This window comes from Streptomyces sp. NPDC098789 (assembly GCF_044759975.1).
In the GTDB taxonomy this organism is placed as follows: Bacteria; Actinomycetota; Actinomycetes; order Streptomycetales; family Streptomycetaceae; genus Streptomyces.
Genome location: NZ_JBIWAJ010000022.1, coordinates 107721 through 122099, shown reverse-complemented (window position 1 = coordinate 122099; position 14379 = coordinate 107721). Strand labels below are relative to the sequence as shown.

15 protein-coding genes are annotated in these 14379 nt (G+C 73.1%); 12 read left to right on the top strand and 3 right to left on the bottom strand.

Features of this window, described 5'->3' with window-relative positions:
- The first annotated feature begins 147 nt into the window (after positions 1-147).
- A complete protein-coding gene (pucL, locus tag ACIQWR_RS34010) occupies positions 148-1065 on the top strand; it encodes a factor-independent urate hydroxylase (protein WP_404017692.1) in 918 nt (305 codons plus the stop codon).
- Here pucL and ACIQWR_RS34005 read toward each other — a convergent pair.
- The gene (locus ACIQWR_RS34005) at positions 1062-1532 is read right to left on the bottom strand and encodes a histidine phosphatase family protein (RefSeq protein ID WP_404017689.1); all 471 of its coding nucleotides are present in this window, start codon (positions 1530-1532) and stop codon (positions 1062-1064) included. The genes pucL and ACIQWR_RS34005 overlap by 4 nt on opposite strands.
- A 235-nt stretch (positions 1533-1767) precedes the next feature.
- Here ACIQWR_RS34005 and ACIQWR_RS34000 point away from each other — a divergent pair, with 235 nt between their 5' ends.
- From ACIQWR_RS34000 to ACIQWR_RS33975, 6 genes are all read left to right on the top strand, one after another.
- Positions 1768-1983, top strand: coding sequence for a CbtB domain-containing protein (locus ACIQWR_RS34000; RefSeq protein WP_404017686.1), 216 nt, complete (start codon positions 1768-1770; stop codon positions 1981-1983).
- A 29-nt stretch (positions 1984-2012) separates the two neighbouring features.
- A complete protein-coding gene (locus tag ACIQWR_RS33995; RefSeq protein WP_399265361.1) occupies positions 2013-2765 on the top strand; it encodes a CbtA family protein in 753 nt (250 codons plus the stop codon).
- A gap of 39 nt (positions 2766-2804) precedes the next feature.
- Positions 2805-3140, top strand: coding sequence for a hypothetical protein (locus ACIQWR_RS33990; RefSeq protein WP_404017683.1), 336 nt, complete (start codon positions 2805-2807; stop codon positions 3138-3140).
- 277 nt (positions 3141-3417) lie between these two features.
- Entirely contained in the window at positions 3418-4047 is a 630-nt protein-coding gene (locus tag ACIQWR_RS33985) for a hypothetical protein (RefSeq protein ID WP_404017680.1), read from the top strand.
- Positions 4048-4160: 113 nt separating this feature from the next.
- Positions 4161-4484 carry a hypothetical protein gene (locus ACIQWR_RS33980; RefSeq protein ID WP_404017677.1) on the top strand — a complete coding sequence of 108 codons (324 nt, stop codon included), beginning with the start codon at positions 4161-4163 and terminating at the stop codon, positions 4482-4484.
- A gap of 55 nt (positions 4485-4539) precedes the next feature.
- Entirely contained in the window at positions 4540-4692 is a 153-nt protein-coding gene (locus ACIQWR_RS33975) for a hypothetical protein (protein WP_404017674.1), read from the top strand.
- 275 nt (positions 4693-4967) lie between these two features.
- Here ACIQWR_RS33975 and ACIQWR_RS33970 read toward each other — a convergent pair whose 3' ends face one another.
- Positions 4968-5366, bottom strand: a complete 399-nt coding sequence (locus ACIQWR_RS33970) for a hypothetical protein (RefSeq protein WP_404017671.1) — start codon at positions 5364-5366, stop codon at positions 4968-4970.
- Between the two features lie 226 nt (positions 5367-5592).
- Here ACIQWR_RS33970 and ACIQWR_RS33965 point away from each other — a divergent pair, with 226 nt between their 5' ends.
- The 5 genes from ACIQWR_RS33965 (at position 5593) to ACIQWR_RS33945 (ending at position 12379) form a co-directional block, all read left to right on the top strand.
- Positions 5593-6420, top strand: a complete 828-nt coding sequence (locus tag ACIQWR_RS33965) for a hypothetical protein (RefSeq protein WP_404017669.1) — start codon at positions 5593-5595, stop codon at positions 6418-6420.
- A 71-nt stretch (positions 6421-6491) separates the two neighbouring features.
- Positions 6492-8480, top strand: a complete 1989-nt coding sequence (locus tag ACIQWR_RS33960) for an FUSC family protein (RefSeq protein WP_404017666.1) — start codon at positions 6492-6494, stop codon at positions 8478-8480.
- A gap of 117 nt (positions 8481-8597) precedes the next feature.
- On the top strand, positions 8598-9308 hold the full coding sequence (locus ACIQWR_RS33955; protein ID WP_404017663.1) for a hypothetical protein: 711 nt from the start codon (positions 8598-8600) through the stop codon (positions 9306-9308).
- Positions 9305-10588 (top strand): ATP-binding protein, encoded by a 1284-nt coding sequence (locus ACIQWR_RS33950; protein WP_404017661.1) that lies wholly within the window; start codon positions 9305-9307, stop codon positions 10586-10588. Before ACIQWR_RS33955 ends, ACIQWR_RS33950 begins: the two co-directional genes overlap by 4 nt.
- A gap of 240 nt (positions 10589-10828) precedes the next feature.
- Positions 10829-12379, top strand: coding sequence for a VWA domain-containing protein (locus ACIQWR_RS33945; protein WP_404017659.1), 1551 nt, complete (start codon positions 10829-10831; stop codon positions 12377-12379).
- An 88-nt stretch (positions 12380-12467) separates the two neighbouring features.
- Here ACIQWR_RS33945 and aspS read toward each other — a convergent pair whose 3' ends face one another.
- Positions 12468-14279, bottom strand: a complete 1812-nt coding sequence (aspS, locus tag ACIQWR_RS33940) for an aspartate--tRNA ligase (RefSeq protein WP_404017656.1) — start codon at positions 14277-14279, stop codon at positions 12468-12470.
- Positions 14280-14379: the final 100 nt, after the last annotated feature.

The window sequence follows — 14379 nt, the reverse complement described above, 5'->3', positions numbered from 1 at the left end:
CCGGGATGCACGTCAGTCCCGGGGCGGCCCCTGCGGGCCGAACGGCGGGGAGCGGCGCGCCCAGGGCACCGGGCGGGCGCTGGACGCCGGGCGTACGGGATCCAGAACACCGGACTCCGTGTTCCCGAGTACCCGAAGGAAGACAGCATGAGCAAGCACGTCCTGGGCCACAACCAGTACGGCAAGGCCGAGAACCGCATCGTCAAGGTCACCCGCAAGGGCAGCGACGGTTCGTGGGCAGAGATCCGCGACCTCAACGTCTCGGTCGCGCTCCGCGGTGATTTCCGCGACGTCCACCTCACCGGCGACAACGCCAACTGCCTGCCGACCGACACCACCAAGAACACGGTGTACGCCTTCGGCAAGGAGCACGGCATCGACTCCCCGGAGGCCTTCGGCATCCGGCTCGCCAAGCACTTCGTCTCCTCGCAGGCCCCGATCCGCGAGGCGCAGATCCGCATCGAGGAGTTCGCCTGGGAGCGGATCCCCGTCCCGACCCGCAAGGAGCAGCACTCCTTCGTCCTCAAGGGCCAGGAAGTGCGCACCGCGCAGATCACCTACAGCGAGACGACCGGTCTCCAGGTCATCTCGGGCCTGAAGGACCTGACGGTGATGAACTCGACCAACTCCGAGTTCCACGGCTACATCAAGGACGAGTACACGACCCTGCAGGAGGCGTACGACCGCATCCTGGCCACCAAGGTCACCGCGCGCTGGGCGCACTCGGCGCTGGCCGCCGACGACCCGGAGCACGACTGGGACCGGTCGTACAAGAAGGTCCGCACGCACATGCTGGACGCCTTCGCCGAGACGTACTCCTACTCGCTCCAGCAGACCCTGAACCAGATGGCCGAGCGGGTGCTCGACCACTGCCCGCGGGTCAACGAGGTCCGGCTGAACCTCCCCAACAAGCACCACTTCCTCGTCGACCTGGAGCCCTTCGGCCTCAAGAACGACAACGAGGTCTACTTCGCCGCGGACCGGCCGTACGGTCTGATCGAGGGCACCATCCACCGCGAGGGCGTGCAGCCGGTCATCGCGACCAGCGACTGGATCGTCGCCTAGTCCGTCCCTTTCGGGTCCCTGGGATCCCGCCCCAGCAGGAGGTTCCAGCGGCCGGCCCGGCCGGTCAGCTCGGTGACGGTCTCCGGGCGCACGTCGAGCCGCCAGAAGGCGGCGTGCGGCAGCTCCAGCGCGTGCACGACGGCCGCGCGGACGACGGCCTGCTCGACGGGCAGCCGGTGGCGGCCCCCGGCCAGGTCGGCCAGGGCCGCCCCCACCCGCGCCGTCAGCGCGGCCACCGACTCGCCCCCGGGCGGCGCGTAGTGCGGGTCCGTGAGCCACCCGCGGACCCCGGCCGGGTCCTCGGCGGCCACCTCGTCCAGGGTCCGGCCGGCCCAGGCGCCGGTGTCCAGACCGTTCAGACCCGGATGTTCCGGGCAGGGCGCGCCGGACCCGAAGCGGCCCTGGCGGGCGGCGAGGTCCAGCGCTGGGGTGACGAGGAGCAGGCGCACGGGCGCGGCGGAGGACATGGAGCGAGGGTAGAGCGCACGCCCGGGGCGTGAGACGGCGGCCACACGCCGTGGTGTTCACGCCACTCGCGCGGTACGGTCTCGGACGACATGACGACGGTATGACGGAAGCACCGGTGAGAATCCGGCACGGTCGCGCCACTGTGAATCCTCCCGCGAGGGAGGGAAGTCAGACCCGCCACCTTCGTCAAGAGCACCACTGACCGGGACGCGTGTTCCCCCTGGAGGTCCTGCCATGGCCCACTCCGCCGTGCCCACGACGGTTCCCGCCGCCGTTTCGCCCATCTCGCTCAAAGAACTGGCCCCCTGGGCCCTGTTCGTCGGCATCCTGATGCTGGTCCTGCTCTACTTCGTCGGCGCCGAACAGGGCGCCACCGCCGTCTTCCAGGGCGACACCATCCACGAGTGGATGCACGACGGCCGCCACCTCCTCGGCTTCCCCTGCCACTGATCTCCGCCACGGCAAGAGGAACCGAACCAATGAACTCCATTTCCGTGCGTGCCCTGTTGATCCGGGGCATGCTCGCCGGCCTGGTGGCCGGTGTGGCCGCCTTCCTCGTCGCGTACCTCCTCGGTGAATCCAAGGTGGACGCGGCGATCGCCATCGAAGAGGCCGCCAACGCCGGTCACGACCACGCCGAGATGGCTCCGGTCAGCCGCGCCCTGCAGTCCACCGCAGGGCTCGGCACCGGCGTCCTGCTCTACTCGGTCGCGCTCGGCGGCATCGCCGCGCTCGTCTTCTGCTTCGCGCTGGGACGCATCGGCCGCTTCACGCCGCGGGTCACCTCGCTGCTCGTCGCGGGGGGCCTGTTCGTCACGGTCAGTCTGGTGCCCTTCCTGAAGTACCCGGCCAATCCGCCCGCGGTCGGTGACCCCGACACCGTCGTGAAGCGGACCACCCTCTACGTGCTGATGATCGCCCTCAGCGTGCTGCTCGCCGCGGCGGCCACCGTGCTGGGAAGGCGGCTGGCTCCCTCGCAGGGGAACTGGAACGCCAGCGTCATCGCCGTCGCCGCCTTCGTCGTGGCGATCGGTGTCGCCTACGCGTTCCTGCCGTCGATCTACGAGGTTCCCGCCGATTTCCCGGCGGGGCTCATCTGGCAGTTCCGGCTGACCTCGCTCGCCATCCAGGCGACGCTGTGGGCGGTTTTCGGCCTCGGCTTCGGCACTCTTGCCGAACGCCTGCTTGTTCCTTCCGCCACGCACAAGGAAGCTGTTCAGCCTACGAGCTGATCAGCTGATCGCCTCGGTCACCACGGCGGAGGGCCCGGCATGCGAACGGCTACACGGCGTTGGCAGACCGGGCCCGGGCAGACCCGGCCCGGACAGACCGTCCCGCGGCACACCGTCCCGCGGCAGAGCTGGCACCCGCAGGGCTGGCGCTGGCAGGGCTGGACGGGCGCGGCGCCCTTCTGGGTCAACCTGCTGCTGCTCGTCGTGGTCCAGTTCTCCGACGTGACCCTGCTCGCCCAGATCGGCATCATCACGGCGCTGGCCGCGATCGGCGGTCTGGTCCGGCACCTCTGGTACGGCGACTACGGCCACCCGGCCGTCCACCTGGCCGCCGCGCTCTTCGGCGCGGCGGCCGTGGCATTCGTCCTCACCTGAACATCCCCACCTGCGCGCCCCCACCCGGGATCCCCACCTGAGCGCCCGCACCTGCGCGCCCCCACCCGGGCTCACCCGTTCGGCGGCATGCCCGCCATCGGCTCGAAGCTGCCCGCGCACCCGCCGCGAGCTGGGAAGACGCCCTCCTGACGACCCGACACGCCCTGGGCACCTCAGCAAGGGCCGGTCGTTCTCACGGTAGGGACAGTCCGACGGGGGTCCACTGCTCACAGGAATCCGGCCGCCCCCGCCCCGGCCGGACTCTGGAGGGACTGCCATGCACCGCCCGAAATGGATCGCCGGCGGACTGACGGTGGCTCTGCTGTGCACCGGACTCGTGCTCTTGCGCAACACCGACGGCGCGGACGGCGACCCCGGTGGCACCGATGCCACCGGCGCCTCCGCCAAGGCCCCCGCGGAGGGCTTCCCCTCCCGGGCACTGGGCCTGTCCGGACACCGTCGGCTCGTCGAGCAGCTGGAGGACGGGCGCGAGGAGCACGCCGGGCACGGCGCGGGCCGCGGTCCCCACCGGGGCGCGGGCCGCTCGGCGGCCGCCCCTCTGTCGGCGGCCCGCCCGCTGCGGCTGCGCATCCCCGACCTCGGGGTCGACCTCCCGCTGAGCGCGGGTTCGGCGGGCAACGCGGTCGGCTGGGACGTGGACAGCCCGACTCCGGGCGCGGCCGGGACGGCCGTGGTCTCCGGAGAGAGCGCGACCCTGCGGCTGGCCACGCTGCGCAAGGGGCGGACGATCGAGATCCCGCGCGCGGACGGACGTACCGCCGTCTTCACGATCGACCACATCGGCACCCCCCGGGCGACGGACTCGGGCAAGCGCGCCGAACTGCGCGTGGTCACCGGCGAGACCACGGTCCACGCCCACCTGACGGGGACCCGGCGCAGCAGGTAGCCCGTGGGGGGTGTGTTCGTCACCCGATCGGGGGCTTCTGGGGTGCCACAGGGGCACCCCCGGGCGTGTCGGGGCACATCCCGGGAATGAGCGGGACGCGGTGTGCGCGGAGGGTGCGGACGGCACTGGCGAGGGCCCTGACGGTGGCCTGCGTCGTGCTGCTCTGCGCGTTCGGCGCAGGCGCCGGGGCAGCCGCGGCGGGTCCGGAGCCCGCCCCCCGGCCCGCGTCCGCGGCCGAGCCCGCCGAATCCGATCCGGGCATCGATCCCGAGGTACGGGCCGCCCCGCGGCCCTGCGCGCGCGGCATCGCGCCGCGCCACGTCCCGTCACCGGGCATCACGGTGTGCGCGGCGCCCGCGGGGCGCGCGTTCCCGTACGCGTGCGGGGAGAGCGGGGACGGGCCCCGCACGGTGCGGAGTGTGGTCCTGCGCTGCTGAGCGGGCCGAGCAGCAGCGCACCCCCACACCCCTGTCACCCCTGTGAGGTTCCGCCATGCCCATCGACCCCTACGCGGCCCTGAACGCCATGCTCCGCGCGGAAGCCGCCCGTTTCACGGTGGCGCCCCCGACCCCGAGTCCCGCACCGCTCCCGGCCGACACCAGGCCGGTCGCCGACGCCCCGGTGGATGCCACGCCGGGCGAGTGAGCGGCCCGGGCGGGTGAGAACACGGTGTTCCACGTGAAACACCGGCGCGCCTGACGCACTGAACGCGCGCATGAGGAACGCCGCTTCCCGGGCCCTCGGCAACGGAGAGTGGACGGTGAGGTTCGACCACCGGGCCCGGGAAGCGGCGCCTCTGTCAGTCTGCGACAGGGGCGCCGGGTCCCGCCTCGGGCAAAAGTCCACGGTTCGTCGGCCGGAAGACCCATGCGGGTCGGACCGCCGGGGGATCGCTCAGGGCTCGCGCGTGGAGGGACCGCTCAGGGCTCGCGCGTGTAGTAGCGGTAGAACGCGCCCACCGCCACGCCCGCGGCCGCCGCGAGGGCGATGCCGCTCGACAGCAGCACGCTCTGGCCGGTGAGGCTGTACAGATAGCCCAGCGCGATGCCCGTGAAGATGCCGTACGCCGCCGCGCGGGCCTCCCGCGGCAGCTTCGGGCCGACGCGCGCGAGCACGAACAGGCAGGCGGCGAAGAGCACGCCGCACAGGATCCCGTAGAAGACGTTGCCCGCGTCGACCGGTCCCATCTGCCGTTTCATGAAGGCCGCGTAGACCCCGTAGATCAGCCCGAGGGCCAGCGGGCGGGCCAGGGCGGCCCTGCCGGATTGCTTGAGGTCCGCCGCGTACCGCGCGCGGGCGGTGGGTGCCGCATGTGCCATGACCGGGCTCCCTCTCTGGGTCGGAGCGTGTCCGTCGGGAGCGTGTCCCGCTTCCTCACCCTCAAGGGCACACCCGCCGCCCGCACCGGGCAAGTGGATCAAGGGCGGCCTCGGGCGGAGCCGCCCGACCGGCTCCCGTGGCGCACGGGTGACCTTGCCCGGTCGGCACCACCCGTACGCAGCAACCACGCTCGCCCCCCGCCCCCGCCTGGCATTGGCTGGTGACGTGCGCAGCTACCTCTCGGCCGTCCTCGTCGTGCTCGTGGCACTTCTGGTGCCCCTGAGCGCCGTCGCGTACTGGGCCGACCGCGAACTGGGCGACGCCGACCGCTACACCGCCGCGATGTCCCCGCTGGCCGGGAACCACGCCGTGCAGCAGGTGGTCGTCACCCAGGCCTCCCGCGCGCTCGCCGGCCAGATCGACGCGGGCCCCTTCCAGGGCGGGGTCGAGACCCTCCTCGGCGAAGCCCTGCGCTCCTTCACCGGCACCCCCGCCTACCGGACCGCCTGGGACGCGGCCAACCGCGCCGCGCACGCCGCGTTCCTCCAGGCGCTGACCACCGGCGAGGGCGACGCGCTGACCATCGACCTCGCGCCCATCGTCGAGCAGGTGAAGGGGGAACTCGTCGGCGACGGCGTGCCCCTCGCCGACCGGATCCCGGTCTCCCACCTCACGGTCAAGGTCATGGAGTACGACAACCTCGGCGCCCTCCGGAGGAGTTTCCACATGCTCCAGATCGCGGGCATCTGGCTCCCGGTCCTCACCCTGGTCCTCGCCGTCGCGGCGGTGGCCGTCGCCGCCCGCCGCCGCCGCGCCCTGATCGCCGTCGGCGCGGGTCTGGCGATCGGGGCGGGGCTGCTGTGGCTGGCCGTGCGGATCTGCCGCGGACTCACCCTGGACGACCTGCCGCCCGACGTCGACCGGCCCGCCGCCGCCGCGGTCTACGACGCGCTCACGGCCTTCCTGCGCACGACCACCTGGGCCGTCCTCGCCCTCGGACTCGCCGTCGCCCTGGCCGCCTGGCTGACCGGTCGACTGCGCCGGACCCCATAAGCTCGGAACGTACACAACGTCCCAGGAAAGCCCCAGAAGAACCGATTCGCGAGGGGCGGTACGGAAGCGGCATGAGCAGCGAACAGATACCGTCCGGACGGACCCGGTCCCATCCGCTCGCCCCGCCCGACTGGCTGCTCAAGGGACTGCGTCCGAGCACCGCTCCGGTCCCCTGGGCCGCCGCGGCGCGCGCCGGCGTCGCGCTCGCCGCGCCGCTCGCCGCCGGATTCGCCCTCGGCGAGCCGGAGTACGGGGCCCTAGTCTCGATGGGCGCCCTGTCCGGGGTCATCGGGGACACGGCCGACGCCTACCGGATGCGGGTGCTCAACATCGCCGTCCCGCAGCTCTTCGGCGGGGTCGGGGTGGCCCTGGGCACCCTGGTCTTCGGCCACGGCTGGCTCGCCGTCGGGGTGCTCACGCTCATCGCGCTGGTCTCCGGGATGATCTCCTCGATCGGTACGGTCGCCTCCGTCTCCGGTCTCCTGTTGCTGCTCAACGCGGTGGTCGGGGCCGGGCTGCCGATGCCCGAACCCTGGTGGACCGCACCGCTGCTGCTCAGCGCGGGCGGGCTGTTCGTCCTCGCGCTCACCCTGCTCGGCTGGCCGCTGCGCGGGCGCCGCCCCGAGCGCGCCGCCGTCGCGGCCACCTACCGCTCGCTCGCCGAGCTCCTGGAGGACGCGGGCGGGCCCGGTTACGAGGAACGCCGCCAGAAGGTCACCCAGGCCCTCAACCAGTCCTACGACCTGGTGCTGGGGCGGCGGGCGCGGGTGCACGGCCGCAGCAGTTCGCTGGTGCGGATGCTGGCCCAGCTCAACGTGATCATCCCGCTGGTCGAGGCCGCCCCCGCGGCCCACCTGCGCGGCCGGCCGCTGCCCCCGGAGGTCCCCGCGGCGGTGCGGCAGCTGGCCGCCGCCGTCGAGGAGGGCCGCACGGGGGCCTTCGTACTGGAACTGCCGGCCCCGCACGGCCAGTCCGAGCGGGCCATCGACGCGGCCCTGCGGCACGCCGCCGCGATCGTGCACGTGGCCGAGCCGGACATGCACAACGTGGACGACCGGCTCGGGCGGCCCGCGGCGCTGGGCGTGCGGGCCCGGCGCGCGGTGCGCGACATGGCGTTGTCCGGGGCCTCCTGGCGGTACGGGCTGCGGCTCGCGCTGTGCATCGGGCTGGCCCAGGCGCTCGTGTCGGTGGTGGAGATCGAGCGCTCGTACTGGGTGGCCCTGACCGTCACCTTCGTCCTCAAGCCCGACTTCGGCTCGGTCTTCTCCCGGGCCGTGCTGCGCGCGCTGGGCACGGCGGGCGGGCTGGTCGTGGCCGCCGCCGTGCTCTCCGAGGTGCCGCGCGGCTGGTGGGACGTCCCGGTGATGGTGGCCCTCGGCGCGCTGATCCCGGTCTTCTCGGCCAAGGGGTACGCCTTCCAGACCGCCGCGATCACCCCGGTGATCCTGCTGCTGTCGGACCTGCTCAACCACCAGGGCTTCGACCTGATCCGGCCCCGGCTGCTGGACAGCCTGATCGGCTGCGCCATCACCCTCGTCGCGGGCTACCTGCTGTGGCCGGAGAGCTGGGGGACCCGGATCGGGGACCGGCTCGCCGACACGGTGGACGACGCCGCGCGGTACGTCGAGCGGGCCTTCGGGCCGCACGAGGACACCGAGGCGGGGCTGCGGGCGGCGCGGACCGCCCGGTTGCAGGCGCGCCGCCGGATCTACCGCGACCTGTCGGGGGTCCGCAGCGAGTTCCAACGGGCGCTGACCGAACCGCCGCCCGTCGGCGCCCGGGCCGCCGCCTGGTGGCCGCTGGTCGTCGCAGTGGAACGGATCGTGGACGCCACCACCGCCGCCCGGGTCCGGGTCAACCACGGGGCCGAGCGCCCGCCGGCCGAGGAGGTCGCCGCCGTCACCGCCGGGCTGCGCGCCCTGGCCGGGTCCGTCCGCGCTCCCGGCGCCCCGCCGCGGGAGCGCGCGGGCGCGCGCGACGGCGTCGCGGAGGACTCCGTCCTCTCCCCCGTCCAGCAGGAACTGGCGGCGGCCCGCGCCATCGCCGACCCGGCGCCGTAGGGCCTGGCGCAAGGGCTGCCGTAAGGGCCTGTCGTAACGGGCTGTCGTAACGGCCTGCCGTAACCCGTATGGGTCCGCGCCCGGGCCCCGTCGGGCGGGGCGGGAGAGCATCGGAGCATGCGGAGCCCGCACGCGCGCGTCCTGCCGGTCCTCGTCGCCCTGCTGGCGGCCACGGCGGGCTGCGCCGACACCGAGGGCCTGCGCAGCGGGGGCGACCTGGGCGTCGTCCACGCGCCGCAGACCCTGTGGAAGGACGTCCGTCCCGCCCCGCCCGGCGCCGGGCAGGCCCCCGGGCGGGCCGCGGTCGTGCCCGGGCTGGCCGTGGTCCCGGGCGGTGACATGCGGGGCGTGGACGTGCTGGACGTCGTACGGGCCGACATCACCTCCGACACCCGGCAGGACGGCGGCACCGGGCGCCTGGTCGACCCGCGGGCCGCGCAGCGGCTCGCGCTCTGCACCGACGAGCCGGCCGGCGGGCCGGACTGCCCGCTGCGGCCGGGCGTCCTGCACGACCTCACGGGCAACGGCAAGGACGAGCTGATCGCCGCCCTGGACATCGACGACCGGGTCAGCGAACTGCGCGTCTACACCGTCCAGGATGACGGCAGGATCGCCCGGATCCTGGCCCGCCGCGGGGTCCTGGAAGGGGTGGAGGTCGCCGCCGAGCACCTGGCGGTGCGCGAGCCCACCTCGAATCCGAAGTACATCTCGGTCTCCGACTACGTGTGGGACCCGGACGCCGGGCTGATGAACCTGTCCCAGCTGACCCTCGACGACTGCCCCACCTCGGGGAACCCGGCCGTCCCCTGCCCGGCGAGCGGACCGTGACCGGCCGCCGGTGGCGGCCCCTGCGCCGGCTGACGGGCAGTCTGCGCTGGAAGATCGCGCTGACCACCACCGCCGTGTGCTGCGCGGTGGCCGCCGTCCTCGGGGTCCTGGTGCACAACGTCGTGGCGCGGCAGATCAGCGGCGAGGTCCGCAAGGACGTGGACCGCGACCTGGAGAACGCCCTCGCCGCCTACCAGTACGGCACGACGATCGGCGCGGCGAACTCCGCCCTGGACCCGCCCGCCCTCCCCGGTCCGCTGCGCGCGCTCGTCGCGCGCGGCGAGACCGGCAGCATGGTCGGCGCCCTCGACGGCAAGCCCGTCATGTGGGCCGCCGGGCCCGCCGACCACAGCGCGCTCGCCGTCTGGCAGCCGTACGGGGACACCCGCGACCGGCTGCGGGACATCGACGCCGCGATCCTCGCCTCCAGCGCGCTCGCCGCCGGGCTGGTGGCTCTGGCCGGCCTGTTCCTCGCCAACCGGATCAGCAAGCGGCTCGCCACCACGGCCGCCGTCGCCCGCCGGATCAGCGCCGGGGACCTGGACGCCCGGGTGGGCCTGGCGAAGGGCCCGGGCCGGGACGAGGGCGAGGAACAGGACGAAGTCCGGGACGTGGCCGTCGCGCTGGACTCGATGGCCGCCTCGCTCCAGGGGCGGTTGGAGGCGGAGAAGCGGTTCACCGCGGACGTGGCGCACGAGTTGCGCACGCCGCTGACCGGCTCGCTCGCGGCGGCCGCGCTGCTGCCCGAGGGGCGCCCCAAGGAAATGATCGACGACCGGCTGCGGGCGCTCCATCTGCTGACCGAGGACCTGCTGGAGATCTCCCGACTGGACTCGGGCGTCGAACGGGCCGAGCTCGCCCACGTCGAACTCGGCCGGGCCGTCCAGCGGATCGTCGCCGGGAGCCGGTCGGCGGCCTCGGTCGTCGTGGTGCGCGACGCGGTCGTGCTCACCGATCGGCGGCGGCTGGACCGGATCATGGCCAACTTGTTGGCCAACGCCGAGAAGCACGGCCGGCCGCCGGTGCAGATCACCGTGGAGGGTCCGGTGGTGGCCGTCCGCGACCACGGGCCGGGGTATCCGGCCGACCTCATCGAGCACGGCCCGCAGCGCTTCCGCACCGGCGACCCGGGGCGCGGGCGCGGTCACGGCCTGGGCCTGACCATCGTGCTGGGGCAGGCCGCCGTGCTGGAGATCGCGCTGGACTTCGCCAACGCGGCGGACGGGGGCGCGGTGACGACGCTGCGGCTGCCCATCGGGAAGCTGACGCCGGGGAGTTGACCCGCGGGCCGGTGGCCGGCGGGCCGGCCCTGTGACCGGGTGATGAACAGAGGGTGAACCAGGGTCCCTTCAAGGGGAGTTCACCCTGGTCAGCGGCGCGCGGGAGCGGCGAACGACGCGAAGGGTGCCCCTGCCGAGGTTCCAGCCAAGGGGCCGATAACCTTACGTGTCCACTCTGGGCAGGGATCTTCCCCACAGCACGGACAAATGACGCACGCACTCATGTGAAAGGCCTCGCCCATGGGTATTCGGAGCTTGTTCCGCAAGGTGTTCGGTCGTTCCCCGGAATCGGTCCCGGAGGCCTCGGCGGACACCACCGCCGTCGCCCCGCAGGCCGCCGTGCCGTCCCAGGGGGCCGAACGCACCCCCCTGGACGCGGCGGCGGAGCTGGTGGCGGCGTCCTTCGACAGCCCTACGGTTCCCCCGCAGTCCACCCCGCGCGACGGCGGCGGCACGGTCATGACCGCCCCGTCCCCGACCCCCACCCCCACCCCGGACCCCACGGTCCCCGAAGCCCGCCGGCCTTCCGCCGGTTCCGCTCCCGCTGGGGAGCCGGAGCCCGTGGCCGCCGCCGCGTCGGAGCCGGTGGCTGCCGCCGAGCCCGAGCACGAGCCCGCTGCCGCGGTGGAGCCGGTCGTCGAGGCCGAGCCCGTGGTCGAAGCCGAGCCCGAGCCCGTCGTGGCCGAAGCCGAGCCCGTCGCGGCCGCGGTGGAAGCCGAACCGGTCGTCGAGGCCGAGCCCGTGGTCGAAGCCGAGCCCGTCGCGGCCGAGGTGGAAGCCGAACCGGTCGTCGCAGCCGAGCCCGCTGCCGCGGTGGAGCCCGAGCCGACCGTAGCGGTCGAGGCCGTGGTCGAAGCCGAGCCCGAGCCCGTCGTGGCCGAAGCCGAGCCCGTCGCGGCCGAGGCGGCACCCGAGCCGGTCGTCGAAGCCGAGCCCGAGCCGGTCGTCGAAGCCGAGCCCGAGCCGGTGGCCGCTGCCGCGGTGGAACCCGAGCCCGTGATCGAGCCGGAGCTCGTGGTCGAGCCCGAGCCCGTCGTGGTCGAGCCCGTCGCGGCCGAGGTCGAGCCGGAGCCCGTCCTGGCCGAAGCCGAAGCCGAGGCCGAAGCCGAGCCCGGCGCTGCCGAACCCCGGCCCGACACGGAACGACTGGTCGGGGCCGCTGCGGTGCGGCGTCGGGCTCCCGCGCTCGGGGGCGCGTACAAGGCGGCCGCCCAGGTGCTCCGCACCAAGGGGCGGACCGACGCCCGCGCCACGGTCTACCTGGTCCTGGACCGGTCCGGTTCGATGCGCCCGTTCTACAAGGACGGCAGCGCCCAGTACCTGGCCGACCACGTCCTCGCGCTCTCCGCGCACCTCGACCCGAACGCCACCGTGCACACGGTCTTCTTCTCCACGGAGATCGACGGCGCCGCCGACCTCACCCTCGACGAGCACGTCGGCTGGGTCGACGCCCAGCACGCCGCGCTCGGGCGCATGGGGCGGACCAGCTACCACCGGGCCGTCGAGGAGGTCGTCGAGCACTACCAGAAGAACGGCGGCGAGGGCCGCGCCCTGGTCGTCTTCCAGACGGACGGCGCCCCCGACAACCGCGTCCCGGCCCGCCAGGCGCTCGCCGAGGCCGCCGCGCACGACATCCACTGGCAGTTCGTGGCCTTCGGTGACGACGACGCCAAGGCCTTCGACTTCCTGCGCAAGCTGGACGCCGAGAACGCCGGCTTCTTCCACGCCGGACCCGCTCCGCAGGAGCTGACCTCGGCCGCCCTCCTCAAGGGCCTCCTGAACCACCTCTGAGCACCGAGACGCACGTACGCAATGACGCACGCACGTACACGAACGCCCCCGCCGGATCCGATCCGGCGGGGGCGTTCGCGTACGTCGACTACTCCGCGGCGGAAGGCGCGACCGCCTCGGCCACCGGGGCGGCCGCCTTCGTCTCCACCGGCTTGCGCAGCGCGATGTTCAGCTCGCGCAGGCGGGACTCCTCCAGCACCGTCGGCGCGCCCATCATCAGGTCCTGGGCGTTGCCGTTCAGCGGGAAGGCGATCGTCTCGCGGATGTTCGGCTCGTCGGCCAGCAGCATCACGATGCGGTCGACGCCCGGGGCGATGCCACCGTGCGGCGGGGCGCCGAGGCGGAACGCCCGCAGCATGCCCGCGAACTCGCGCTCGACGGTCTCGGCCTCGTAGCCGGCGATCTCGAAGGCCTTGAGCATCAGGTCGGGCTCGTGGTTGCGGATGGCGCCGGAGGACAGCTCGATGCCGTTGCAGACGATGTCGTACTGCCAGGCCAGGATGTCGAGCGGGTCCTTCTCCTCCAGGTCCTTCAGGCCGCCCTGCGGCATGGAGAACGGGTTGTGGGAGAAGTCGATCCTGCCCGTCTCCTCGTCCTTCTCGTACATCGGGAAGTCGACGATCCAGCAGAAGCGGAAGACGTCCTCTTCGAACTGGCCCGCGCGCTTGGCGGCCTCGACGCGGACGCCCGACATGATCTTGGAGACCTCGTCGAACTCGCCGGCGCCGAAGAACACCGCGTGGCCGGCCGCGAGGCCGAGGCGCTCGTTAAGGACCTTGACGTTCTCCTCGGTGAGGAACTTGGCGATCGGGCCGGTCAGGGCCCCTTCCTCGCCCACGCGGACCCAGGCCAAGCCCTTGGCGCCGAGCGAGATCGCGTACTCGCCCAGGCCGTCGAAGAACTTGCGCGGCTGCGCGGCGGTGTCCGGGACGGCCAGCGCGCGCACGTGCTTGCCGGCGAACGCCTTGAACTCGGAGCCCTCGAAGACATCGGTGATGTCGACCAGTTCGAGCTTCGCGCGCAGGTCGGGCTTGTCGTTGCCGTACTTGACCATCGACTCGCGGAAGGGGATCCGCGGGAACGGCGAGGTGACCGGGCGGCCCTTGCCGAACTCGGTGAAGATCTCCGTCATCAGCTTCTCGATGGGCTGGAAGACGTCTTCCTGCTCCACGAAGGACATCTCGACGTCGAGCTGGTAGAACTCGCCCGGCGAACGGTCGGCGCGGGCGTCCTCGTCGCGGAAGCAGGGCGCGATCTGGAAGTACCGGTCGAAGCCGGAGATCATCAGCAGCTGCTTGAACTGCTGCGGCGCCTGCGGCAGGGCGTAGAACTTGCCCGGGTTCAGGCGGGACGGCACCACGAAGTCACGGGCGCCCTCGGGGGAGGTCGCGGTGAGGATCGGGGTCGCCATCTCGTTGAAGCCGAGGTTGACCATCTTGGAGCGGATGGAGGCGATGACGGCGGAGCGCAGCATGATGTTGCGGTGCATGCGCTCGCGGCGCAGGTCGAGGAAGCGGTACTCCAGGCGCCGCTCCTCGTTCACGCCGTCGTCGGTGTTGATCGTGAAGGGCAGCGGGGCCGCGCCGCCGAGCAGCTCGACGTCGGTGACCTCGATCTCGATGTCACCGGTGCCCAGCTCGGGGTTGCGGTTGTCCTCGCCGCGGGAGACGACCTTGCCGTCGATGCGGACGACCGACTCCTTGGAGATGCTGGAGAGCACCTCGTTCGCCGCGGTGCCCGGGCGGACGACGAGCTGGACCAGACCGTAGTGGTCCCGCAGGTCGATGAAGAGGATGCCGCCCAGGTCACGACGATTGTGCACCCAGCCGCTCAGTCGGACGTCGGAACCGACGTCAGAGTTGCGCAGCTCGCCGCAGCTGTGGGACCTGTACCGATGCATCGTTCATCCAGTTCTTCGCGATAGCAGGGTGGAAATCAACCCTGCCCAGGTTACCGTCCGGCCGGGGGCGCCCGTGGGCCCGTGTGGACGGGCACCTCCA